Annotated in this window: 18 protein-coding genes; 10 read left to right on the top strand and 8 right to left on the bottom strand. The window is 70.7% G+C overall.

What is annotated here, in order from left to right:
• Nucleotides 1-40: 40 nt before the first annotated feature.
• Nucleotides 41-1,225 (bottom strand): cytochrome P450, encoded by a 1,185-nt coding sequence (locus tag SPR02S_RS05755; protein ID WP_019055979.1) that lies wholly within the window; start codon nucleotides 1,223-1,225, stop codon nucleotides 41-43.
• Between the two features lie 110 nt (nucleotides 1,226-1,335).
• Here SPR02S_RS05755 and SPR02S_RS05750 point away from each other — a divergent pair, with 110 nt between their 5' ends.
• The 4 genes from SPR02S_RS05750 (at nucleotide 1,336) to SPR02S_RS05735 (ending at nucleotide 7,802) form a co-directional block, all read left to right on the top strand.
• Complete coding sequence (locus SPR02S_RS05750) at nucleotides 1,336-1,683, top strand: hypothetical protein (RefSeq protein ID WP_158697781.1); 348 nt, start codon at nucleotides 1,336-1,338, stop codon at nucleotides 1,681-1,683.
• Nucleotides 1,684-1,837: 154 nt separating this feature from the next.
• Nucleotides 1,838-2,101, top strand: a complete 264-nt coding sequence (locus SPR02S_RS62885; RefSeq protein ID WP_019055977.1) for a hypothetical protein — start codon at nucleotides 1,838-1,840, stop codon at nucleotides 2,099-2,101.
• A 327-nt stretch (nucleotides 2,102-2,428) separates the two neighbouring features.
• Complete coding sequence (locus SPR02S_RS05740) at nucleotides 2,429-5,002, top strand: SpoIIE family protein phosphatase (protein ID WP_019055976.1); 2,574 nt, start codon at nucleotides 2,429-2,431, stop codon at nucleotides 5,000-5,002.
• A 76-nt stretch (nucleotides 5,003-5,078) separates the two neighbouring features.
• Nucleotides 5,079-7,802: a SpoIIE family protein phosphatase gene (locus SPR02S_RS05735; RefSeq protein ID WP_019055975.1), complete on the top strand. Its 2,724-nt coding sequence runs from the start codon at nucleotides 5,079-5,081 to the stop codon at nucleotides 7,800-7,802.
• Between the two features lie 85 nt (nucleotides 7,803-7,887).
• On the opposite strand, the gene SPR02S_RS05730 is transcribed toward SPR02S_RS05735, so the two are convergent.
• The gene (locus tag SPR02S_RS05730; protein ID WP_019055974.1) at nucleotides 7,888-9,393 is read right to left on the bottom strand and encodes an FG-GAP-like repeat-containing protein; all 1,506 of its coding nucleotides are present in this window, start codon (nucleotides 9,391-9,393) and stop codon (nucleotides 7,888-7,890) included.
• A gap of 136 nt (nucleotides 9,394-9,529) precedes the next feature.
• Nucleotides 9,530-11,365 carry a glycoside hydrolase family 15 protein gene (locus SPR02S_RS05725; protein ID WP_019055973.1) on the bottom strand — a complete coding sequence of 612 codons (1,836 nt, stop codon included), beginning with the start codon at nucleotides 11,363-11,365 and terminating at the stop codon, nucleotides 9,530-9,532.
• 154 nt (nucleotides 11,366-11,519) lie between these two features.
• Here SPR02S_RS05725 and SPR02S_RS05720 point away from each other — a divergent pair, with 154 nt between their 5' ends.
• From SPR02S_RS05720 to SPR02S_RS05705, 4 genes are all read left to right on the top strand, one after another.
• Nucleotides 11,520-11,717, top strand: a complete 198-nt coding sequence (locus SPR02S_RS05720; RefSeq protein ID WP_019055972.1) for a hypothetical protein — start codon at nucleotides 11,520-11,522, stop codon at nucleotides 11,715-11,717.
• An 81-nt stretch (nucleotides 11,718-11,798) separates the two neighbouring features.
• Nucleotides 11,799-13,202 carry a Si-specific NAD(P)(+) transhydrogenase gene (gene sthA / locus SPR02S_RS05715; protein ID WP_019055971.1) on the top strand — a complete coding sequence of 468 codons (1,404 nt, stop codon included), beginning with the start codon at nucleotides 11,799-11,801 and terminating at the stop codon, nucleotides 13,200-13,202.
• Nucleotides 13,203-13,428: 226 nt separating this feature from the next.
• Nucleotides 13,429-14,901 (top strand): APC family permease, encoded by a 1,473-nt coding sequence (locus SPR02S_RS05710; protein ID WP_019055970.1) that lies wholly within the window; start codon nucleotides 13,429-13,431, stop codon nucleotides 14,899-14,901.
• Nucleotides 14,902-14,911: 10 nt separating this feature from the next.
• On the top strand, nucleotides 14,912-15,871 hold the full coding sequence (locus SPR02S_RS05705; protein WP_019055969.1) for a hypothetical protein: 960 nt from the start codon (nucleotides 14,912-14,914) through the stop codon (nucleotides 15,869-15,871).
• 32 nt (nucleotides 15,872-15,903) lie between these two features.
• Here the strand turns inward: SPR02S_RS05705 and nicT are convergent, their stop codons facing one another.
• The 3 genes from nicT to efeU form a co-directional block, all read right to left on the bottom strand.
• Entirely contained in the window at nucleotides 15,904-17,067 is a 1,164-nt protein-coding gene (gene nicT, locus SPR02S_RS05700; RefSeq protein ID WP_019055968.1) for a Nickel transporter NicT, read from the bottom strand.
• 159 nt (nucleotides 17,068-17,226) lie between these two features.
• Nucleotides 17,227-18,498, bottom strand: coding sequence for an iron uptake transporter deferrochelatase/peroxidase subunit (gene efeB / locus SPR02S_RS05695; RefSeq protein WP_026150261.1), 1,272 nt, complete (start codon nucleotides 18,496-18,498; stop codon nucleotides 17,227-17,229).
• 92 nt (nucleotides 18,499-18,590) lie between these two features.
• A complete protein-coding gene (gene efeU, locus SPR02S_RS05690) occupies nucleotides 18,591-20,621 on the bottom strand; it encodes an iron uptake transporter permease EfeU (RefSeq protein WP_019055966.1) in 2,031 nt (676 codons plus the stop codon).
• A 215-nt stretch (nucleotides 20,622-20,836) separates the two neighbouring features.
• On the opposite strand from efeU, the gene SPR02S_RS05685 reads away from it, so the two are divergent.
• The gene (locus SPR02S_RS05685) at nucleotides 20,837-21,442 is read left to right on the top strand and encodes a phosphatase PAP2 family protein (RefSeq protein WP_019055965.1); all 606 of its coding nucleotides are present in this window, start codon (nucleotides 20,837-20,839) and stop codon (nucleotides 21,440-21,442) included.
• Nucleotides 21,439-22,146 (top strand): phosphatase PAP2 family protein, encoded by a 708-nt coding sequence (locus SPR02S_RS05680; RefSeq protein WP_019055964.1) that lies wholly within the window; start codon nucleotides 21,439-21,441, stop codon nucleotides 22,144-22,146. The genes SPR02S_RS05685 and SPR02S_RS05680 overlap by 4 nt, the downstream gene beginning before the upstream one ends.
• Nucleotides 22,147-22,200: 54 nt before the next feature.
• Here the strand turns inward: SPR02S_RS05680 and SPR02S_RS61660 are convergent, their stop codons facing one another.
• Together SPR02S_RS61660 and SPR02S_RS05670 are read right to left on the bottom strand one after the other, a co-directional pair.
• Nucleotides 22,201-22,884, bottom strand: coding sequence for an ATP-binding protein (locus SPR02S_RS61660; RefSeq protein ID WP_019055963.1), 684 nt, complete (start codon nucleotides 22,882-22,884; stop codon nucleotides 22,201-22,203).
• Nucleotides 22,885-23,027: 143 nt separating this feature from the next.
• Nucleotides 23,028-24,005, bottom strand: coding sequence for an anti-sigma factor RsbA family regulatory protein (locus SPR02S_RS05670; protein ID WP_019055962.1), 978 nt, complete (start codon nucleotides 24,003-24,005; stop codon nucleotides 23,028-23,030).
• Nucleotides 24,006-24,026: the final 21 nt, after the last annotated feature.

Here is a 24,026-nt window from a genome sequence, read left to right as displayed (position 1 = left end):
GTCACACACCGCGCCTGATCGACCGTCACATACCGGTGTGTCAGGACGTGGCGTCGCCCCAGAGCACATGCAGCGTCGGCGGCTTGCGGAAGACCAGGCCCTGCGGGGCGGTCGGGTGGCCCGGGTCGAGGCGCAGAGCGGGGAGGCGTTCGAGGAGGTGCTGGAGGGCGATACGGGTCTCCAGGCGGGCGAGATGTGCGGCGAGGCAGTAGTGCGGGCCGTGGGCGAAGGCGAGTTGGAGGCGGGCGTTCTCCCGGCGGACGTCGAAGCGGTCGGGGTCGGGGAAGACGGCCGGGTCTCGGTTGGCGCCGGTGAGGGAGACGGTGACCAGGTCGCCCTCGCGGATCGTGGCTGAGCCGAGGACGGTGTCCCGGGTGGCGTAGCGGTCCACGACGGCGGCGCCGGGTTCGAGGCGCAGCGACTCCTCGATCGCACCGCCCAGGAGGCCCATGTCGGCCTGGACGAGGGTGAGTTGGTCGGGGTGTCGCAGGAGATGCAGCAGCGCGTTGGTGATCATCGCCTCGGTGGTCTCGATGCCGCCGAACATCAACACGGCGGCGTTGGAGGCGACTTCCGGCAGTGTCAGTTGTCCGGCGGCTGCGCCGAGGAGTGAGGCTCCGCCCCGACCGGCGACGGTGGCTTCGACGGAGGCGCGCAGTTCCGCGTACGCCTTGGTACCGGCGGCTCCCGCCTCGTGGCCTGCGGTGATGTCCGAGACCGACCGTACGATCGCGTCGTACCAGGAGAGGACCGTGTCCGGGGTGGTGCCGGTAAGCCCGAGCGCCTCGGTGACGACGGCGACCGCGAGCGGACCCGCGAAGGCGCGCCGCAGTTCGCCGGCGCCGGCCGGTCGCAGTGCCGTGACGAGCCGGTCGGTCTCGCGCTCGATGAACGAGGCGAAGCCGTCCCGTACTTCGCGCGGCCGGAAGGGCGCGGTGAAGGGTTCGCGGTGGCGGGCGTGCCGTTCACCGTCGAGGGACAGCATGCTCGGGCCGACGACCTGGGCGGTGGAGAAGCGCGGGTCGTCCACGGTGAAGGTCGCCGCGTCCCGCATCACGCTCAGCGCGAGGTCCCGCCGGGTCACCAGCCAGCCGTCCAACTCGGGGAGCCAGGACACGGGTTCGCTCTCGCGGAGCCGCGCCAGCCGTGGGTACGGGTCATGGGCGAGTTCGGCGAGCGTGGTCCCGGCACCGAGCGGGAAGGAGGCGGCGGCGACCGTACTCATCGCGATCCTTGACGGGGCAGGGGGAATCTGGCCATGGCCGAGGCTAACAATCGTGTGGCGAGCGGGGCGGGGGCGGGGTCGGCGCGGTACCCGGGCGGGGGCTGTGGCGCGTGGCTGGTCGAACCGAGAAGGCCGGCGGAGTCACCGTGCTGTCGGCCCGAGTTGACGGCGCGCTGCTCGTGCGGGCCTCGCGGCGTGGGGAGTTGGACCGGCGGTGCCGAGAGATGCCGGTGCCCTTCATCCCGGCCGGGGGGATCCTCGGCGCGGGCCGGCCGGTGCTGACGGCCGAGGTGCTCGGTGTCGATATCGGTGCCGGTCTGACGATGCTGTTCGGTGCTCCGATGGTGGCCGAGCCGCTGGTGTGGGCGCTGCTCCGCGGTGCGTGGCCGACGAATCGGCGGCCGGCCGGCGACCACCGGCGAGGGCAACAGATCGAATTCGCCCCGCGCGAGGCGTAGTTTGCGCCATCCTGAACGCCATGAGTCGAGGACCGATCGCTGACGCGGGTCGGGTCTCAACTCCCTTGCCCTGCCTGCTTACTTATCCGTCCCGCCTGCTTACTTGGCGCATCGATCCAAGTCGATCCGCGTCGATCCGAAAGGGCTCAGCCCCATGGCCACACCCCAGTCCGCCGGGCTCCCCACGACCGGCCCCGGGCGCAGCCCCGACCGCGCGGGGGCCGCCGACCTCGACGTACTCCACGTACCGCAGGTAACCCACAGCCCGCAGGCACCCCGCATACCGAACGCCCCGCACGACATACCCAACGCCCCGCACGCGACGGAATCGACCGCGCCGCACGCGAACAAGACGCTCCCGCACCACATCGACAGACCCGGCGACCGCACCACCGGTCCTCGCACCCGCGCCGCCTGACCCACCCGACGCCCCTCGGCACCCGCGCCGAGGGGCCTTCGTCATAGGCCGACGGCACCGCCGACACCCTCCGCCGACACCACAACACCCCCGACGACACCGCACCCCGTCCACCACCGCACCCCACCCACCACACCCAGTGCCCTGCGCCCCACACCCGACACCGACACTTGAGTCCCTCTTGATCACTTCATCAGAAGACACCGACGGACCGGCGATACCCGTGCCTCTCCAGCCCATCCTGTCCGCCCAGGTGACCCCGGCCGCGTCCTGGCGCATTCTTGCTGTGTCACCCACCCGGCGCCACAAGGACGAGGTAGAGCCCCGATGACTGGGAGTGCCGAGCGCGAGAAGGGGACGCCCGGACGGCTCGCCGAGCTGCTCATCGACGCCTCGACGGAGGCGGTCGACGCGGCCGGCGGCCACTCCGGGGGCGTCTACCTGCGGTCGAGCACGCCCGGACTGCTGCGGCTGGCCGTACTGGCGGGGCTGCCCGGGCCGCTGTTCCGGCCCTGGGGGCGACTGCACGCCGACAGCAAGTTCCCGGTCGCCGACGCCTACCGGCTCGGCGTCCACGTGGTCCTGCCGAACGCCACCGAGACCATGCGCCGCTATCCCCAGTTCGCCGCGAGTCTGCCGTTCCAGTTCGGGTCCCTGTACGTCCCCGTCATCGGCGGGTCGACGACGTACGGCGTGCTGACCGTGCTGCGGCCCTCCGCCCCGGACGCCACCGAGGTGCTGTGCGGTCTGGACCGGATGACCCGGCTGGCCGAGGAGCTGGGCGGGGCGCTGGCGGACCTGGAGGACGAGCACAAGGACGAGGACGGTCCGTACGTCGCCTGGGACGGCGAGGCCGTGTGCGTCCAGGCGGCGGCCACCCACCGCCCCGAGCGCCGTATGGCGCGGTTCGCCTGGGATCCGGCGACGGCTCTCGTGACCGGGGACCATTCCCTGCACGCGCTGCTGGGGGTGGAGCCCGCCGAGTTCCCCGGCACCGCACAGGCGCTCGCGGACGTCGTGGCGCCGGGCGACGCGTACCAGGTCATGGCCGCGCTGCGGGCCACGGCCGCCGGAAAACCCCCGCCGCTCCCCCTGCGGGTGCGGACGGCGGACGGTTCGGTCCGGCTGCTGGATCTGTGGACGCCCGCCACGGGGCCGCTCCCGCCGGACGGCGGGTACCCGGTCAGCGGTGTCGTCATCGAGCCGGGTCCCGCTTCGGAGGGCGACAGCGCGGCCGATCTGCTCCCGGACGGCGTGTTCTGCCTGGACCGGCTGGGCCTGGTCACCTACGCCAATCCGCGCGCCGCCCAGCTGCTGGGCCGGCCGCGCGAGGAGCTGCTGGGCCGGCCGCTGTGGGAGGGCGTGCCCTGGCTGAACCAGATCGGCTGCGAGGACCAGCTGCGCGGGGCCCTGCTGTCGCTGGGGCCGGTGCACTTCCACGTCCGGCGCCCGGACGAGCCGGAGCAGGAGCAGCGCGAAGGGCGGAGCGAGGGACGCGCGCAGCAGCCGTACGCGAGCGACTGGCTGGCGATGGCCGTCCATCCGGGCCGGGACGGCCTGACGTGCACGGTCGCCCCGTCGACCCGGGTGGCGGGGCCGCCGCTGCCGCTCGTGCCGGTGCACGCCGACGGGGACGGCGGCCCGGCGAACGGCGTCACCTCGCTCGCTCCGCTGTACCGGCCGATCGTGCTCGCCATCGCGCTGACGGAGGCGGTCACCGCCCGCCAGGTGTCCGCGGTGGTCATGAAGGAGCTGCTGCCCGCGTTCGGCGGCCGACGGCTCGCGATCTATCTGCTGCAGGAACGGCATCTGTATCTGGCCTGGGAGACCGGCTTCCCGCAGGGTTTCCTCGCCCCGTTCGACGGCGTCGGTCTGGACACCCGGCTGCCCGGGGTCGAGACCCTCACCACGGGACGCCCGCTCTTCTTCGACTCCATGCAACAGCTGGCGGACGCCTACCCGGGCATCCCGCTGGACGCGGAGGTGGGCGCCCGCGCGTTCCTGCCGCTGATCGCGTCCGGGCGCCCGGTCGGCTCGGCCATCCTGGGCTTCGACCGGTCCCGCAGCTTCAGCTCCGAGGAGCGCGCGGTCCTCACCGCCCTCGCCGGACTGATCGCCCACGCGATGGAGAAGGCCCAGCGCTACGACTCGGAGGCCGCCCTCGCCCGCGGCCTCCAGCAGGCGCTCCTCCCCCGCCGGCTCTCCGCCCACCCGCAGGTGGAGACCGCCGGGCGCTATCTGCCGGGCACCCAGGGCATGGAGGTGGGCGGCGACTGGTACGACGTCGTCGAGGCCGGTGACGGTCTGGCCCTGGTGATCGGCGACGTCCAGGGGCACGGTGTCCAGGCAGCCGCCACCATGGGTCAACTCCGCAGTGCGGTAAGGGCGTTCGCGCTCGGTGACCGGCCGCCCGACGAGGTGATGAGCGGCACGAATCACCTCCTCATCGACCTCGACCCCGGCCAGTTCGCGAGCTGCTGCTACCTGCGGCTCGACCCGGCGAGCGGGCTGGTCCGGGTCGCCCGGGCCGGGCATCCGCCGCCGCTGATCCGTACCCCGGACGGCCGCACCCGCGTCTGGGACATACCCGGCGGCGTAGTACTCGGGGTGGACCCGCACGCCCAGTACCCGGTCGCGGAGCTGCAACTGGAGCCCGACTCCATCCTCGCGCTCTACACCGACGGCCTGGTCGAGCGGCCCGGTGTCGACATCGACGACGGCATCGCCGCCCTGCGCGTCGCCCTCGCGAAAGCGGGCGGGCCCGCCGCGCGGCCGGGCGGGGGTGGCCTGGGCGGTGTCGCCGACCGGCTCACCGCGACGGCCCGGCACGCGGCCGACCGCCCCGACGACATCGCGCTGCTGCTCGCCGCCCGGCGCGCCAAGCCAGGACGGCACCCGTGACCCCCGGCAGGCCACGGCCTGTCACCGCCTGTGACGCCCCTCGCCTCCTGAGGTCGGGCAGTGTAGACATGGGCACATGGTCCGCCTGACGGGTCGGCCCGGGGCCCGGTCGACCCACCGCCCCGACGGTCTGCGCGCGCAGCGCTCGTACGACCGTGCCCGAAGGGCGCGCGCACACCGGCGGACCCCCCTCGGCGGGAACCGCAGCGTCGCCTGGCAGGTGTTCATGCTGCAGGTGGTGATCGTGCTGCTGCTGGTCGTGTCGGCCGTGGTGGCGCAGGTCCTCCAGGTGCGGCACGACAGCACGCAGGAGGCCCGCAACCGGTCGGTCGCCGTCGCCGAGACCTTCGCCAACGCGCCGGGCACGGTCGCGGCCCTGAAGAGCGCCGATCCCACGGCGATCCTCCAGCCGAGCGCCGAGGCCGCCCGCAAGACGTCCAAGGTCGACTTCATCGTCGTGATGAACACCGACGGGATCCGCTACACCCACCCCAAGCCGGACCGCATCGGCAAGAAGTTCGTCGGCGACATCGCCCCCGCGCTCGCCGGACACGTCGTCACCGAGGAGCTCACCGGCACCATCGGACCGCTGGTGCAGGCCGTGGTCCCGATCCGGGGTCCAGGCGGGACCGTCGTGGGCCTGGTGTCGGCCGGGGTGACGAAGGCGAACGTCGGCGGCGCCGCCGACCAGCAGCTGCCGCTCCTGATGATCGCCGCCGGCGTGGCACTCGTCCTCGCCCTCGGGGGCACGGGCCTGGTCAGCAGACGCCTCCAGCACCAGACCCATGGGCTGGGCCCGCACGAGATGACCCGGATGTACGAGCACCACGACGCGGTGCTGCACGCCGTACGCGAGGGCGTGATCATCGTCGGCGGCGAGGGCCGGCTGCTGCTCGCCAACGACGAGGCGCGCCACCTGCTCGACCTGCCCGAGAACGCCGAGGGGCGCCTGGTCCTCGACCTGGGGCTCGACCCCGACATGACCGCGCTGCTGGCCTCCGGGCGGGTCGCGACGGACGAGGTGCACCGGGTCGGCGGCCGGCTCCTCGCCGTCAACCAACGCCCCACCGACCTGGAGGGCGGCCCGCCCGGCAGCGTCACCACGCTCCGCGACTCCACCGAGCTGCGCGCCGTCTCCGGCCGCGCCGAGGTCGCCCGCGAACGCCTCAACATGCTCTACGACGCCGGAGTGGGCATCGGCACCAGCCTGGACGTGACCCGCACCGCCGAGGAACTCGCCGAACTGGCCGTCCCGCGCTTCGCGGACTTCGTCACCGTCGACCTCTACGACGCCGTACTGAGCGGCGAGGAACCGCAGCCCGGCACCGAGCTGCGCCGCACGGCGTACAGCGGGGTCCGGGACGACGCCCCGCTCTACCCGGTCGGCAAGCAGATCCAGTTCATCGCCTCCTCCCCGCAGGCGCGCAGTCTCGACACCGGCGAGGCCGTCGTCGAACCGCGGCTGGGCGACGCCCCCGGCTGGCTCACCCAGGATCCCGAGCGCACCGCGCAGGTCGTCGAGTACGGCATCCACTCGCTGATCACGGTGCCGCTGCGGGCCGGGGCCCTCATCCTCGGCGTGGTCAACTTCTGGCGCTCCGACAAGCCCGAGCCCTTCGACGAGGAGGAGCTGGCCCTCGCCGAGGAACTGGTCGCCCGCGCCGCCGTGTCCATAGACAACTCCCGCCGCTACACCCGCGAGCACGGCATGGCGGTGACCCTCCAGCGCAGCCTGCTGCCCCGCCGCATCCCCGAGCTGACCGCCCTCGACGTCGCCTACCGCTATCTGCCGGCGAAGGCCGGGGTCGGCGGCGACTGGTTCGACGTCCTGCCGTTGTCCGGCGCCCGGGTCGCGCTGGTCGTGGGCGACGTCGTAGGACACGGCCTGCACGCGGCGGCCACCATGGGACGACTGCGCACCGCGGTGCACAACTTCTCCGCGCTGGACCTCCCGCCCGACGAACTCCTCGGCCTGCTCGACGAGTTGGTCGGCCGGATCGACCAGGACGAGACGACCGAGGACAGCAACGCCCCGGTCACCGGCGCCACCTGCCTGTACGCGATCTACGACCCGGTGACCCTGCGCTGCACCGTGGCCCGCGCCGGCCACCCACCACCGGCCCTGATCCTCCCGGACGGCACCGTCGAGTTCCCCGACGTCCCCGCAGGACCCCCGCTCGGCCTCGGCGGACTCCCTTTCGAGACAGCCGAGTTGGAGCTGGCCGAGGGCAGCCGACTGGTCCTGTACACCGACGGCCTGGTGGAGGACAGGGAGCGCGACATCGACGTGGGCCTGGAAATGCTGCGCACCGCGCTCACCGACTCCGGCGACTCCCCCGAGGACACCTGCCGGGCCGTCCTCGACTCGGAGTTGTCGGTACGCCCGAGCGACGACATCGCCCTGATCGTCGCCCGCACCCGCGCGCTGGGCGCCGACCGGATCGCCGAGTGGCGCGTCCCCTCCGACCCGGCGGCCGTCTCCGACATGCGCGCCTCGGTCACCCGCCAGCTCACCCACTGGGGCCTGGACGAGCTGACGTTCACCACCGAACTCATCCTCAGCGAACTGGTCACCAACGCGATCCGCTACGGCAACGACCCCGTCCGCGTACGCCTGTTGCGCGACCGCACCCTGATCTGCGAGGTCTACGACGGCAGCACCACGTCACCGCATCTGCGGTACGCGGCGATGACGGACGAGGGCGGACGCGGCCTGTTCCTGGTGGCCCAGCTCTCCGAACGCTGGGGCACCCGGTACACCCCGGCGGGCAAGGTCATCTGGGCCGAACAGGCCCTGTGATCATCCCAGTTCACGGGCAGCGCCCGCACCGGCCGTCGAGCCGGTACGGGCGCTGTCACACTGCTCCCCCTCAGTCACCGAAGGCTTACTCGTCGATCGCCGCCCCGAAGCCCGCCCCCTTCGCCGCGCCACCGAGGTCCGCCGCGCTGTACAGCGAAGAGCCCTCGGCGAGCAGGCCGTTGGGGCCGGCCGGGAGCAACCACACATAGCCGTCACCGGAGTTCTCGCCGGGCGCGGAGGCGACCAGTTCGCTACGGCCGTCCGCGTCCGTGTCGGCGAGCCGGACCTGAGAACCCCAGGCGTCGTCGGCCTCGGCGGTGCCGGGGATGTTCGCGGTGTTCTGGTCGAAGGACTGGGCGCCGGTCGCGGTCACGCCGTTGCTGGAACCGCGCAACAGCCATACGGCGCCCGCGTCCTGGACCGTGCCGATGTCCTCGCCGGGCGCGCCGATCGCCACGTCCGCGTAGCCGTCACCATTCACGTCGCCCACGGAAAGGTCGTTGCCCCAGCCGTCGCCGTGCTCGGAGGTGCCGGGCACGCCCGGGGAGTTCTGCGACCACCACTGCGCGGGGATGCCGGGACCCTCCTCGCCGCCGACGCCCTCCGAACTGCCGAGGTAGACAGCGATCTTGCCGCCGTCGTCCCCCTCGGCCTTGTCGTCGGCGCTGCTGAGCTGGCCGACCACCAGGTCGTCGTAGCCGTCGTTGTTGATGTCGCCGGAGGCCGTGCCCAGGCCGCCGTTCAGGTCCTGACGGTACGTCAACTCGGTGTCGCCGCCCGCGTAGAGGGCCGACCAGCCCTGCTGGTAGTCGTCGTCGGGGCTGTAGCCGGAGACGACCAGGTCGGCGAAGCCGTTGTTGTCGTAGTCGCCGGTGGTGAGGTAGGCGGGCTGGATGCGGTGGCCGCCGGGGGCGGTGGTCGTGTTCAGGGTGCCCATCAGGTGCAGGATGTCGGTGTGGTAGGCGAAGATCTGGGCGCCGTTGTCGTCCAGGACGGCCATCTCGTCGGCGTCGGTGGCCCCGGTGAAGCGGGCCGCCGTCACGGACTGCCCGAACCGGGCGCCGGCTGCGGGCTTGGTGGAGGTGAAGGAGGTGTTCGCCTCGGCGCCCAGGCCGGCCTTGGAGCCGTAGAGGACGGTGACGCGGCCGGCGTTCTCCAGGCTGCCCTCGTCCTCGCCGGGCGCGCCGATCAGCGCGTCGTCGTAGCCGTCGCCGTTCACGTCACCGGTCGCGATCGCCCGGCCGAAGGAGTCGTAGGTCTCCGAGGTACCGGGGACGCCGGGCGTGGACTGGCTGATGACGGCCGTGTGGCCCTTGGGCACGGTGTTGTTGGTGGCGATGCCGTTCGGGGCGCCGTACTGGACGGTGACGTAGCCGGCGCCCACCTTGCCGTCGACGGTGCCCTCCGGGGCGCCGATCAGGACGTCGTCGTAGCCGTCCCCGTTGAAGTCGCTGTTGCGGTCGACGGCGCTGGTGCCGCCGGGGACGCCCGCGTAGCTGGCCGGTGCGGCGACGATGCCGGCGCCGGCCAGGAGCAGGAAGGTCGCGGACGCGACGGCGGCGGAGACCTTCTTGCGTGACACGTTCGTCATGATGTGTTCCCCCGTGGATCAATTGTGTTGCGGTCAACGGGTTCGACACGAGACATGCCGCGGTAGTTGTGGTGCCCCGGAGTGCTGTGACACCTCGGTGACACTTGTTGCGCGACCTGAACAAGGGGAGCCGAACTCAGCCGAGCGCCTTGTCCAGGTTGAACGCGGCGCTGATCAGCGCGAGATGGGTGAACGCCTGGGGGAAATTGCCCTGTTGCTCGCCGGTGCGGCCGATCTCCTCGGCGTACAGGCCGAGATGGTTGGCGTAGGTGAGCATCTTCTCGAAGGCGAGGCGGGCCTCGTCGACGCGGCCGGCGCGGACCATGGCCTCGACGTACCAGAAGGAGCAGATGGAGAACGTGCCCTCGTCGCCGCGCAGTCCGTCGGGGCTGGCCTGCGGGTTGTAACGGTAGACGAGGGAGTCGGAGACCAGTTCCTCGGTCAACGCGTCCAGTGTGGACAGCCACTTGGGGTCGGTGGGCGCGATGAACTTCGCCAGCGGCATCATCAGCAGGGCGGCGTCGAGCACGTCGCTGCCCTCGTACTGCACGAAGGCCTGGCGCTTGGCCGACCAGCCGCGGTCCATGATGCGGCGGTAGATGGTGTCGCGGCACTTCAGCCAGTGCGGGAGGTCGGCGGGCAGGCCGCGGCGGTTGGCGAGGCGGATCGCGCGTTCGATCGCGACCCAGCACATCAGGCGTGAGTAGAGGAAGTTCTTGCGGCCGCCGCGGGTCTCCCAGACGCCTTCGTCGGGCTGGTCCCAGTTGTCGCAGACCCAGTCGACGAGGGCGCACACGTCGTCCCACTGGGAGCTGGAGATGGGCTCGGCCCACTTGTCGTAGAGGTAGATGGAGTCGATCAGGGCGCCGTAGATGTCGAGTTGGAGCTGGTCGGAGGCGGCGTTGCCGACGCGGACCGGGGCGGATTTCTGGTGGCCTTCGAGGTGTGGGAGTTCGTGTTCGGTGAGTTCGGTGCGGCCGTCGATGCCGTACATGATCTGGAGCGGGCCGGAGGGGTTGCCGTCGCCGGGGCTGATGTAGCGGGTGACGAACTGCATGAACGCCTTGGCCTCGCCGGTGAAGCCGAGGCGGAGGAGGGCATAGACGCAGAAGGCGGCGTCGCGGATCCAGACGTAGCGGTAGTCCCAGTTGCGCTCGCCGCCGAGCTGTTCGGGGAGGCTGGTGGTGGGGGCGGCGACGATCGCGCCGGTGGGCGCGTAGGTCAGGAGTTTGAGGGTGAGGGCGGAGCGGTGGACCATCTCGCGCCAGCGGCCCCGGTAGCGGGACTGGGAGAGCCAGCGCCGCCAGTAGGCGACCGTCGTGGCGAACTCGTCCTCGGCCTCCTGGCGGGCGCAGGGGCGGGCGGTCACCTCGCCGTCGACCTGGTCGAGGGCGAACACCTCGGACTCGCCCTCGTCGAGCTTGAAGTCGGCCCATACGTCGACCTCGTCGCACTCCAGGGGCACGGTGGCGGTCAGCGCGAGGGACCTCTCGGCGGACTCGAAGAGGGCCACGTCACCGACCATCCGCGCGGTGTGCGGGCTGGCACCGTAGTCGAACCGCGGGGCGACCTTGGTCCGGAACGGCACCGAGCCGCGCACGCACAGCACCCGGCGGATCAGGCGGTGCCGGGCGGACGCGTCCGATTCACTCGTCACCGGCATGAAGTCCTGGACCTCGCCGACGCCCTCCTCGGTGTAGAACCGGGTGATCAGGACGTTGGTGTCGGGGAAGTAGAACTGCTTGGTGCGGGCAGGCACGGAGGCGGTGAGCTCGAAGGAGCCGCCGCGTTCCGCGTCCAGGATCGCGGCGAAGACGCTGGGGGCGTCGAAGGACGGGCAGCAGTACCAGTCGATCGTGCCGTTGGTGCCCACCAGGGCCACGCTGCGCAGATCGCCGATCAGTCCGTGCTCGGCGATGGGCAGATATCCGGGTCCGGTGGGGGTGTCCTGGTGGGGCGGGGTCTCGACCATCGCGGCAGCCTCCCTGGTTCGGGCCCGCGGGGGCCGGTTCCCAGCTTAGGTTCAGGTTCTCGTTCGGCCACTCTTCCGGATGCACACTGGAGTCGGGCGGGGAATCGTGGGAGTGGGACCCACGGCACGTGCCCGGTCTCAGGGAGGAAGCACCATGTCGACAGCGCAACCCGATGAAGGCACCGCCCGCGCCACACCGGACGCCCTGCTGCACGCCCGCACCGGTACGGAGGTGGCCCCGGAGGATGTCGTACTCGCGGCCGGCCGGGACGTGACTCCGGAGAATCTGGAGTGGGCGCGGCGGAAGATCGAGGCGGAGGGGGCGGCGGCGCTGGACAAACTGCTCCCTTAGGACAGGCCCTGGGCGTCTTGTCGGCACCTGGTTACCCGTTCACCCTTTCGGAGAAGGCGCTCCGGCTGACAGACTCCGGAGGTGCCCGACTTCGACATGCTTGTCATCGGTTCAGGACCGGGTGGCCAGAAGGCCGCCATCGCCGCGGCCAAGCTCGGCCGCCGGGTCGCCGTCGTCGACCGCCCCGACATGGTCGGTGGGGTCTCCATCCACACCGGGACCATCCCCTCCAAGACGCTGCGCGAGGCGGTGCTGTATCTCACCGGCCTCACCCAGCGCGATCTCTACGGGCAGAGCTACCGCCTGAAGGACGACATCACCGTCGGCGACCTCACCGCGCGCACGCAGCACGTGGTCAGTCGTGAAGTCGACGTCATCCGCAACCAGTTGTCCCGCAACCAGGTCTCCCTGTTCGCCGGCACAGGCCGCTTCGTGGACCCGCACACCGTCGCGCTGACCGATGTCACGGGCCACGAACGGCTGTTGACCGCGGAGCACATCATCATCGCCACCGGCACCCGCCCCGCGCGGCCGGACACCGTCGAGTTCGACGGGCGGACCATCATGGACTCGGACAACGTCCTCGACCTGCCCAAGGTCCCGCGGTCCATGGTCATCGTCGGTGCGGGTGTCATCGGCATGGAGTACGCCTCGATGTTCGCCGCGCTCGGCAGCAAGATCACCGTGGTGGAGAAGCGCGCCGGGATGCTCGACTTCTGCGACCTGGAGGTCATCGAGTCGCTCAAGTACCACCTGCGGGATCTCGCCGTGACCTTCCGCTTCGGGGAGACCGTGGCCGCCGTCGAGCGGCACACCAACGGCACGCTGACCGTCCTGGAGAGCGGCAAGAAGATCCCGGCCGACGCCGTGATGTACTCCGCGGGCCGGCAGGGTCTGACCGACGAACTCGACCTGGACAAGGCCGGGTTGTCCGCCGACCGGCGTGGCCGGATCGACGTCGACGAGAACTTCCGCACCACCGTGCCGCACATCTACGCCGTCGGCGACGTCATCGGCTTCCCGGCCCTCGCGGCGACCTCGATGGAGCAGGGCCGTACGGCGGCGTACCACGCCTGCGGTGAGCCGGTGCACCGGATCGACGACCGGCAGCCGATCGGCATCTACACCATCCCGGAGATCAGTTTCATCGGGAAGACCGAGGACCAACTCACCGAGGAGTGCGTGCCGTTCGAGGTCGGGATCTCCCGCTACCGCGAACTCGCGCGCGGCCAGATCATCGGCGACTCGCACGGCATGCTCAAGCTGCTGGTCTCCCCCACGGACCGCACCCTGCTCGGCGTGCACTGCTTCGGTACCGGCGCGACGGAGCTCATTCACATCGGCCAGTCGGTGATGGGGTGCGGCGGCACGGTCGACTATCTCGTGGACGCGGTCTTCAACTACCCGACCCTTGCGGAGTCTTACAAGGTCGCCGCCCTCGACGCCACGAACAAACTGCGGCAGATCGACCGACTCGGCGACTGACCGTTCACAGGAGATTACTCGCTGGTCAATCTTGAAAGGTCAAGAGGTACGGCTATCATCACACCCACACACGGTGTGACCGTCCGCCGACGCAGCGGTTCAACGGGTATCCACCACTCCCTATTTGTTGTTCCGACCGGCCACTGACCCGAGGCCACCCCATCTCCGGGTCCGGGGCCGGTTCGCGCAACCCCCCACGTCGTGCAAGACGGAAAGCAGCGCATCCATGAGCAACAACAGGGGCAGAGGGCTGCAGGCCAATGCCCTCGGTACGTTCGACACGGTGGTGATGGCCGTGGCGGGCAGCGCCCCGGCCTACTCGCTGGCCGCGACCACGGCGGTCCTGGTCGGCGCGGTGGGGCTGGCCAGTCCGGCGGCCCTTCTCTACTGCGCGATACCGATGCTGGGCATCGCGCTGGCGTTCAGCTATCTCGGCCGTATCGACGTGAACGCGGGGGCCAGTTACTCCTGGGTGGGCCGCACCCTGCACCCCTTTCTCGGCTTCATCAGCGGTTGGGCGCTGGTGGTCTCCGCGACCATCTTCATGGTCGCCGGGTCGCTGCCCGCCGGTTCGATGACGCTGTCCCTCTTCGATCAGGGCCTCGCGGACAACACGGCGTTGTCGACGGTGGTGGGGGCGGCCTGGTTCGTGATCATGCTGCTCGTGGTGCTCGGCGGCGCCCGGCTCACGGTCCGGGCCCAACTCCTCATGTCCGGCATCGAGTTGGGCATCCTGGCGCTGTTCGCGGTGTTCGCCCTCGTCCACACCGACAACGCCCGCGCCTTCGACTGGTCCTGGCTGGGCTTCAGCCACTTCGACGGGGTGTCCGGCTTCGCGTCGGGCGCGCTCATCGCCGCGTTCTACTACTGGGGTTGGGACGTCACCAGCAACCTCAGCGAGGAGACCCGCAACAGCCGTCGTACGACCGGACTCGCGGGCCTGATCGGCGTCGGCATCGTGTTCCTGCTCTTCGAGGTGTTCACCATCGCGGTGAACATCATCCTGACCTCACGCCAGATCGAGAACAACGACGCCAACGTCCTGGCCGTGCTCGGCGACGAGCTGTGGCCGGGCTGGGGCGGTAAGTTGCTCATCGTGTCGGTGATGCTGTCGACCATCGCCACCCTGGAGACCACCCTCATCCAGGTCACGCGTTCGCTGTTCGCGATGGGCCGCGACCGTACGATGCCGGCCGCGCTGGGCAAGGTGCACCGCACCTGGAACACGCCCTGGGTCGCCATCACCGTGGTCGGCGGGGTGGCGCTGGTGATGTTCATCGCCTCGAACGCGCTCGGTTCGGTGGGCGAGATCCTCTCCGACGCGATCTCGGCGATCGGTCTGCAGATCGCCGTGTACTACGGCCTGGCGGGCCTCGCGGTGGTCGTCGCCTACCGCAAGATGCTCTTCAAGTCCGCGGCGAACTTCCTCTTCGGCGGACTGTGGCCGCTGTTCGGCGCCCTGTTCATGTTCTGGATCTTCGTCGAGTCGCTGAGCAGCCTGAGCAACGCGGCGATCACCATCGGCGTCGGCGGACTGGCCGTAGGGCTGGTCCCGATGTTCTGGTACTGGAAGCAGGGCAGCGACTACTACCGTCCCTCGCGCCTCGACGCGACGCACACCGTCGAGACGGACTACGTCCCGGACGACTTCGTGCCCGAACAGTCCCGGGTCCATCAGGGTCTCCCCACCGACTTCTGAGGGGCACCCGATGGCGCGAGACCGCTACACCCCCGACTTCGACCCCGACTGCGGGGACGCTCCCCTCAGTTCGGCCCGCCAGGACATCGTCATCGGCCGCTGGCAGGGCCTGCGCGACCTGCTGCGGAACACCGGCGCGCACTGGCTCGGCCGGGGCCACCGGATCCGGACGCTCGCACAGGCCTGCGCGAGCAGTTCGACGGTCGAGTCATGGCTGGCCGCCGAACCGCACAGCGGCGACGCGCTCACGCTGCGCGCGGCGACGGAGACGGCCCGGGCGTTCAACATCGCCATCGCGGCGGGCCGGGGCGTGCCGATCGACCGGAACCGTATCGACGGCGCGGTCATGGCCTGCCTCCAGGCCTCGGAGGCGTACCCGGACGATCCCACCCCGTGGATCTCCCTGATCTCCGTGGCCCGCCTCTATCCCTCAGGGGTACGACGCCAGGAACTCGCCCGCTGGTGGGACGAGTTGCACCGCCGTGACCCCTACAGCGTCGAGGGCCATCTCCAGATCCTCCACTACTACTCCTCCCGCTGGCACGGCAGCCACGGCCTCATGTACGACTTCGCCCGCGACGCGGCGGGCGTCGCGCCGCCCGGCTGCACCCTGCCGGTCCTGGTGCAGTACGCCCGCGTCGAGGAGTACCGCTACGCCCTCGACGCCGCGAAGGGCCAGCAGGCGGCGGTGGGCCTGGGCCAGCACTGGACCCACGACGGCGCCGTCAGCGACGTCCGCCGCACCTGGCAACGCTGGATCACCGCCCGCGAGGACGGTCCCTTCCCACCCGGCGAACTCCGCGACCTCAACTACCTCGCCCACGCGGCCTGTTACGCGGGCACGAAGGACATCTCGACGCCGATCCTGGCCATGATGGGCCGCCGGGCGACAACGACTCCGTGGTCGTACACCGGGGACGCGGAGAAGCAGATCGTGAAGTGGCGGAAGGAGTTGGGGGTGCGGCCGTGAGCGGTCCGGTTCGTCACTCTGCCCAATAGCGGCTATTCCGCGGGCTGTTGCGCCGGTTGAGCCAGACTCGCTGTCCACTTTTCCTCGATGCGGCCGAACTTCCACACCAGCAGGGCCACGATCCAGGTCGCGAAGAACAGGCCGACGATGAGGAAGCCGATGACGTTGAGGTCGAGGCCGGCTACCCAGTCCCAGAAGAAGCCGTGGAGGTCGAGCTTCTCGGCGAACAGGCCCAGGAGTTCGACCGTGCCGATGATCAGGGCGACGGCGACGGACAGGCCGGTGATCGTGAGGTTGTAGTAGACCTTGCGGACCGGCTTGGAGAACGCCCAGCCGTAGGCGAAGTTCATGAACGTGCCGTCGATCGTGTCGAGCAGCGACATACCGGCCGCGAAGAGGATCGGCAGGCACAGGATCGCGTACCAGGGCAGGCCGGACGCGGCGCCCGAACCGGCGAGGACCAGCAGCGCGATCTCCGTCGCCGTGTCGAAGCCGAGGCCGAAGAGCAGGCCCAGCGGGTACATCTGCCAGGACTTGGTGATCGACTTCATGAAGCGGCCGAGGATGCGGTTCATGAAGCCGCGGTTGTTGAGCTGCTCCTCCAGCGCGGCCTCGTCGTAGTGGCCCGAGCGCATCTGGCGGAACACCTTCCAGATGCCGGCCATGATGACGAGGTTGATGCCGGCGATGACGTAGAGGAACGTGCCCGAGACCGTCGTACCGATCAGGCCGGTGACGTCGTGCAGTTGGGAGTTGTCGTCGCGGACCGGGTTGGCCAGGGCCTTGACGCCTAGGGAAAGCAGGAGGGTCAGGCCGAAGACGATGCTGGAGTGGCCGAGCGAGAACCAGAAGCCCACCGACAACGGGCGCTGCCCCTCGCTCATCAGCTTGCGGGTCGTGTTGTCGATCGCCGCGATGTGGTCCGCGTCGAACGCGTGCCGCATACCGAGCGTGTACGCGGTCACGCCCATGCCGATACCGAAGGACTTCTCGCCGACGCTGTAGTGCCCCGGCGCCACGATCCACACGAGCGTGAACCAGCCGATCACATGCAGCCCCAGCACGAACGCGGCCATCCCGCCGACCCGGGTCCACTCCTGCCGCGTCATCGACGTACGGACGCGGTACCAGAGCGTCGGCCGCGACGCCGCGGCCGTGACGGGGAGGGTCGGAGTGGACTCGGGGGCGGCCGTCATCGAGGAGGGTCTTTCTGCCGGGTACAGGTACGGGTGCGAGCATGGCTGCGCGGTTGCCGCGAGCAACCTCGTGCCATCTTCCCGTACCTGCAACCCATTCGCAGTAACGGTCGGCAAAGACCACGGCAGGTCTTGCCCAATGGGAGGAAAAATCCCTGGTCAGGACGCCATCAAACCCCTGCCGAGCCAGTCCTTGGCGTCCTTCACACCCGGCAGCGCGTAGAAGTAGCCGCCGCCGGTCGGAGAGATGTAGTCGACGAGGGGTTCGTCGATCAGCCGGGTCTGGGTCGCCTCGAACTGGCGCTTCACGTCCTGCTGGTAGCAGCAGAAGACGAGGCCCATGTCGAGGTTGCCGACGGCGTCGATGCCCCGGTCGTAGTTGTAGCCGCGGCGCAGGATGCGCGAGGTGTCGGTGGCGGCGGTGCGCGGGTTGGCGAGGCGGATGTGGGCGTCGAGCGGGATCGCCGTGCCTTTGGGGTCCTTGGCGTAGTGCGGGATGTCCGTCTCCTTGGCGCCGTCCAGCGGGGCGCCGGTGTCCTTGCGGCGGCCGAACATCAGCTCCTGCTCGCTGAGTGAGACCCGGTCCCAGAACTCGACCAGCATGCGGATGATCCGGATCACCTGGTAGCTGCCGCCGCTCGCCCAGGCCGGTTCGCCCTGTCCGTCGCCGACCCAGATCAGCCGGTCGGTCTCACGGGTGGACTTCACGTCCGGGTTGGCTATGCCGTCCTTGAAGCCGAGCAGATTGCGCTGGGTGCCGGTGGGGCGCGGGGTGTTCTGGAAGCCGTCGATGCGCCACTTGATCTGCATGCCGCCGCGGGTGTGCCGGGCGATGTCCCGCAGCGCGTGCAGCACCGTGTCCTGGCGGGCGCCGCACACCTGGAGCGACAGGTCGCCGTGGCACTCGGCGGCGCGGAGGTTGTCGTTCGGGAACGTCTTCATGGGGGTCAGTCGGCGCGGCTTGACCTTGGCGAGTCCGTACCGGTCGTCGAAGAGGGACGCGCCCACACCGACGGTGACCGTGAGGGCGTCGGCGGGGACGTCCGGGCCGAGGATGCCGTTGTCGGCAGGCGGCGCGCCGACGCCGAGGTCGGCGGGGGTGCCGCCGGAGGTGAGGAAGCGGGCCCGTTCGGTGATCGTGCGCAGCAGGTCGGTCAGTTCGGCGCGGTTGTCGGCGATCACGTCGAGGGAGACGAAGGTCGCGGCGGCCGGGGTGGGGGTGAGAATGCCTGCCTGGTGGGTGCCGTGGAAGGGCACCTTGGCGCCGTTCGTGGTATCGGCGGCCTGCGCCTGAGCCGTACCGCCGGTCTCCGCGAGCGCGAACGCCCCGCCGGCCAGCACCGCTCCGGCGGCCCCGGCACCGAGCGCCGTCCGCACGAAGGAACGGCGACCGGCTCCGGCCGGGCAGCCCTGGGTTTCAGCAGACGGCATCGGACAGTTCCCCTCGCTACGGCTGTTCTGGGTGCTGCGGCTGTTCTGAGTACTGCCGGTGTTCTCGGCACCGCTCGCGTTCCCGGTGCTCATCAGGCGGACTTCCTGATCTCCAGCAGGTCCGGCACCGGTGCCAGGTCCTCCAGCAACTGCCCGGTGGCGCCGTCAAGTTGGGCCTTCGCCGTCTCGTCCAACTGCTCGACGGGGGTCCAACTGCCGCCCTGGTGCGCCGAGTCGAGCAGCTTCTGCAGCCGGGCGATGTCGGCGTCGACGCCGGGGAGCAGCTTCGGGGACTCCTTGGTCAGCAGCGGCTCGAGTACGGTGAGCAGCTCGCGCGTGCCGGCGAGGTTGCTGTCGACGGTGGCGAGGTTGGTGCCGCTGCCCTCGTCCGTATCGCCGGTCAGCTCGAACTGCAGGGTGTTCTCCAGGATTTCGTGGGCCCGCAGCGGCAGGTCACCGGGGTCGAAGTCCTGGGTCGGGAACGCCTTCCGCAACCCCACGACCGCGGCGGCGAGTTGCTGCGCGGGCACCTTCAACTCGCCCGCCGACTGCCCGTGCCAGAGCCCGTACTCGATGCGGTGGAAGCCCGCGAAGTCCTTGTTGTCGACTCCCCCGGCCAGCCCGTCGGCCCTGCCGTTGATCTTCTGGTCGAAGTCCTCGAAGGTTCCGTAGGCGGCACCCAGGGAGGAGTAAGTGCGGTGCGCGGTCAGCCAGTCGGTGCGTGCCTTGGCGAGGTGGTTGCCCGCGATGTCGGTGCTGAGCTGCCGGGTCTGGGTCTCGAGGGTGGCCAGGCCCTGGTCGACGTACACCTTGTAGGCCTTCAGGGGCGCGGCGAGGTCGTTCTCGGAGACGGGGACGACCGCCTTCACCGAGCCTCCCCCGCCGCTGACATGGACCGTGGCGGACGTGACGGCCTTCGCGCCGGTGGGCACGCAGCGCCAGGCGTACGAGCCGCCCGCGACGGTGGCGACCAGGTCCCGGGTGGTGCCGGGAGCGAGGCCCTCGACCTCGCCGTAGACGGCGTTGCTCGCCGGGTCGATCAGGTACACCTCGGCGGTCTTGTCGCCGGTGTTGTGCATCTGGAAGGTCTGCCGTCCGGTGTCGGGCGCGGTGAAGCCCTTGCCGCACTCCGTCTCGGAGACGGCCACGGTCTCCGAACTCGCGGGTTTGGGGCGGGAGAAGGCGACGAAGAGACCGGCGACGACCGCGGGTACGGCGACCACCGCGACCGGGACGACCCAGACGGAGCGGCGGCGCGGTGACGGGGGCGACTCGCTCAACTGGACTGTCGTGGGCGCGGGTTCGGGCGTCTTCGTCTTCACCCCGCGCACGAACAGGGGCATCACCACCACCAAATAGCCGACGTAGCCCGCCACTTGGAGCCAGGTCATCGTGGGCATCAGGTTGAACACGCCCTGGATGAGGGTGCTGTACCAGGACCCGGCGTCGACACTGCCGCTGAGGTCGAAGGCGTAGGTGGTCAGGCCGGGGAGGACACCGCCCTCCTGGAGGTCGCGCAGGCCGTAGCCGAGGACGCCGGCCGCGATGACGATGAGGACGACGCCGGTGGCGGTGAAGAACTTCGTCAGGTTGATCCTGAGGACCCGGCGGTACAGGCCCCAGCACAGGGCCGCCGCGAGGACCAGCCCGATGCCGGCGCCGGTCAGGGGGCCCGCGGACTCACCGGCCGCGCGGGCCGTGGTCCACAGGAACAGGGCCGTCTCCAGGCCCTCGCGGCCCACCGCGAGGAACGAGGTGAGCATCAGCACGCCCGCGCCCATGCCCAGCGCGCCGGTCACCTTCTCCCTGATCTCGCCGGAGAAGGTACGGGCCGAGCGGCGCATCCAGAACACCATCGCGGTGACGAACGCGACGGCGATCACACTGAGGACGCCGCCGAACGCTTCCTGAGCCGTGGCGGAGAGGTTCGCCGCGGTGAAGGTGAGCACCGCGCCGAAGCTCATCGCCAGGGCGATCGCCGCCAGGACGCCCGTCCACACCTGCGGCAGCCGGGACCTGGCGTCGGCGCGGACGAGGGTGGCGACCAGGATCGAGACGATGAGCCCGGCCTCCAGCCCCTCCCTCAGTCCGATCAGAAAGCTCGGAAACGCGTCGTCCCACATTGGGTGCGACCCCTCCTGGGTTAGTGAAGGCATGCCTTACTTCGCGGACCATCATGACTACATACATGTAGTCAGTCAGTCATGAAGCGGCAATGACCGGGCAAAAGGGCGGAACTTCCCGTGCGCCGCGATCGTCTACAGTTGAGTAGACCGTCTACAGATTTGTAGTCAGCGATGGAGGTCGGTGTGGTGATGTTCGCCCGGGAGGTGCACGGATGATCCTCGTCGCGTTCCAGGGGGCGTCCGTCGACGGCGAGGCCTACACGGATGTGGTCGACTCCGCGCAGCACGCGCCCACTTGGCTGGACAGCGCGATCTCGGTGTGGTCGACGTACGGGCTTGCGCTGTTCGCCGTGCTGATGGTCGTGGGCTGGTGGCGGGCCCGCCGGGTCGGTGCCGAGGCGGCGGTGACGGCACTGGCCGTGCCGGTGGTCGTGGTCGCCGCGTACGGCATCGACTCGCTGCTCAAGGCGGTGGTGCGGGAGAACCGGCCGTGTCGGACCCTGCGGGTGGTCACGCTGGAGGCGTGTCCGGCGCAGGGCGACTGGTCCTTCCCGAGCAACCACGCCACCATCGCCGCGGCGGCAGCGGTCGCCCTGTTCTTCGTCTCGCGCCGAATCGGTGCGGTCGCCGCCGTGGCCGCGCTCGCGATGGCGGCCTCCCGGGTCTGGGTCGGGGTCCACTATCCGCACGACGTGGTGGCGGGCGTGGCCGTCGGCACGCTCCTGGCGCTCGGCGCGATGACGCTGCTGAAGCGCCGGCCGGACTCCCTGACCCGGCGGATCACGGCCACCCGACTGCGACCCCTGCTGGTGTCATGAACCGCGAGGACACCGCCGAACTGGCGGGCAGCCTGAGCCTCGGCGCCTGGACCGCGTTCGGCGTGCTGAGCATGGTCGTGATCGGGCACGAGGGCGCTCCGCTGTTCACGGACGAGGACGCGCTGTCCTGGTCCGTCGCGCACCGCCCGGACATGGCGCTGGCGGTGGCCCGCGGCCTGACCGCGACCGGCACGGGCGTCATCCCGTACGCCCTCGTCGTCCTCGCCGGACTCCTCACCGGCCGCACCGCACGCGGACGTCTGCTCGCCGCGACCCTGGCCACAGCCTGCCTCGCCGCCGGCCAGGGCCTGCGCTACGGCGCGATGGAACTGGTCTCGCGGCCCCGCCCGGCGATGGGCAACTGGGCCGGAAACGCCTCGGGTTGGTCCTTCCCCTCCGGCCACACCACCACGGCGGCGCTCACCGCCGGGCTGGTGATCCTCGCGATATGCGTGCGCGCCCCGCACGGGAGAACCCCGCTGTGCCTGGCCGTCGGCTGCTGGGGCGCGCTGGTCGGACTGACCCGGGTGTATCTGGGCGTGCACTGGTTCACGGATGTCGTCGGCGGCTGGCTGTTCGCCGTCGGCTGGCTCGGAGTGTGCGTGTGCGCGGCGGCTTGGTGGTTGCCGACGCGGCTGCTGGCCGACGGGGTGGATCCGGCCGCGCCCAGCACGGGACCACCGCGTGAGCGGACCCGCCCATAGACGTGCTCACCAGTGGCCGTGCTCACCAGTGGCCGTGCTCACCGGTGGACGTGCTCAAGCGGAAACAGCGGCCGACACCGAACCATGGGGCGCCCGCGACACCGTTCCCGGCACCGGACGCCGTGGGCGGTACCGGCCGAGCAGCCCGAGATCCTCGGCGCGGTCGCCGTCAGGGCTGTAGTGGTGATCCGCCCGCTCGTGATCCAACTCGGCACAGCCGTGCGGCTCTTGGGCCCGCGGCCGGGCCGGGGCCGGGAGGTGTACGTCCGTCTCCGCCGCGTTGTCGCCCGTGCTGTCCGGCGCGTCGGTCTCCAGCTCGAACCAGACCTCCTTGCCCTCCTCGACGAGGCGGCTGCCCCAGCGGTGGGCGAGCGCGTCGACCAGGAACAGCCCGCGGCCGTTCTCGCTGTCGGGGTCGACGTCGAGGTGGTCGTCGCGCTCGGCGTGCCGGTGCGGCGGTCGGGGAAGGTGGCGCCGCTCGTCCGCCACCTCGCAGCGCAGGGTGCCGACGCCCAGGGTCAGGGTGAGCCGGTAGCGGCCGCCCGCGTGCACGACGGCGTTGGTGGCGAGTTCGCTGACCAGCAGTTCGGCGATGTCCACCAGGTCCTGGAGGCCGTATTCGGCGAGCCGTTTGCGGACGAGTTCCCTGGCCTGGCGGACCGAGGACTTTCCCGGGCCCAGGATCGTGGTGCAGCCATCGCCCACGGTCGGCAGGCCGCGTCGACGGTCGTTCGGCATGGTCGTTTCCCTTCGGCCCCTGGGGCGTTCGGTCCGTGTGGTGGGAGGCGGGGTCCGCCAACAGACCCGGCCTCGTATCCACCATGCGTCCGCCGTGCCCTTCGAGGCACGGGGGGAACTACCCGGATCCACGGGCCGGTTCGTCAACCTGCCGTGACGAGGGCCGTCTCCATCCGGATGGTCCAGCCTTCCCGCGCCTCGTCGCCGGACCGCATGTCCACGAACTCGCAGACCTGGCGGGTGTGCCAGAGCCCGTCCTCCGGCCGCGCTTCGGCACCCGGCGGCCGGAAGCCGAGGAACGGGTCGGTGATACGGCCGCGCGGGGTGCGCACCTCGCAGATGATGCGCTGCCGGGTCGACCACAGCCGCAGGTGCGCGCTGTCGCAGCCCTGGGAAGCCGCGTAGCGCGTGGCGCCGGACACGGCCTGCCCGAACCGGGCCGCCTCCTCGGGGGCCATGCCGCGGGCCCGTGCCTGGTCCGCCGCGAACCGGTGACCGGCGGTCAGGTCCCCGTCGAGGCCGACCCCGACCGCGTCCGGCGGCGGCGCGGGCAGCGGGCCGAGGCCCTGGGTCGCGTAGACGGCGGGCTCCGTGAAGAGCGAACTGGGCTGCACGCCTTGCCGGTTGAGCTCCGTCGGGTGGGTGTGCCGGGCCGCGTCGACGACGTCGGGCGGGGCGGTCCGGGTGTCGTACAGGCACATCAGGTCGGGCGGGGCGCCGGTGAAAAGTTCGGTGGCGAGTGCCTCGTAGCGTTTCCACTCGGGGATCTGGCGTGCTGTGCGGCCGTCCCAGACCGGCTCGCCCGTCATGTGGAGCAGGCCCTCGGGGCTCGCGTGCGTGACGTAGTAGTCGAGGGCGGTGGCCATGCTGTTCGCGGGGCTGCCGCGGTACCAGCGGGCGGAGTCGCGGAAGTCGACCTGGCGGGCGTCGGGGCCGAGCACGTCCCGCAGCAGGTCCAGTTTGCGCGGGGTGGTGATGACCACCGGGTCCGGTTCGTCCTCGGCGAGGATGCCGTCCCTGAGGAACGGCACCACCACCGCCAGGAACTCCTCGTCGGACGAGTGGATGCCGGCGTGGTGCTTCACGAGGGGGACAGGCGGGGTGGGTTCTCCGTGTTCCATCGGTCTGCCTTCCTTGTCGGT

This window comes from Streptomyces prunicolor NBRC 13075 (assembly GCF_000367365.1).
GTDB classification, from domain to species: Bacteria; Actinomycetota; Actinomycetes; order Streptomycetales; family Streptomycetaceae; genus Streptomyces; species Streptomyces prunicolor.
This window is presented reverse-complemented; position numbering and strand designations above follow the sequence as displayed.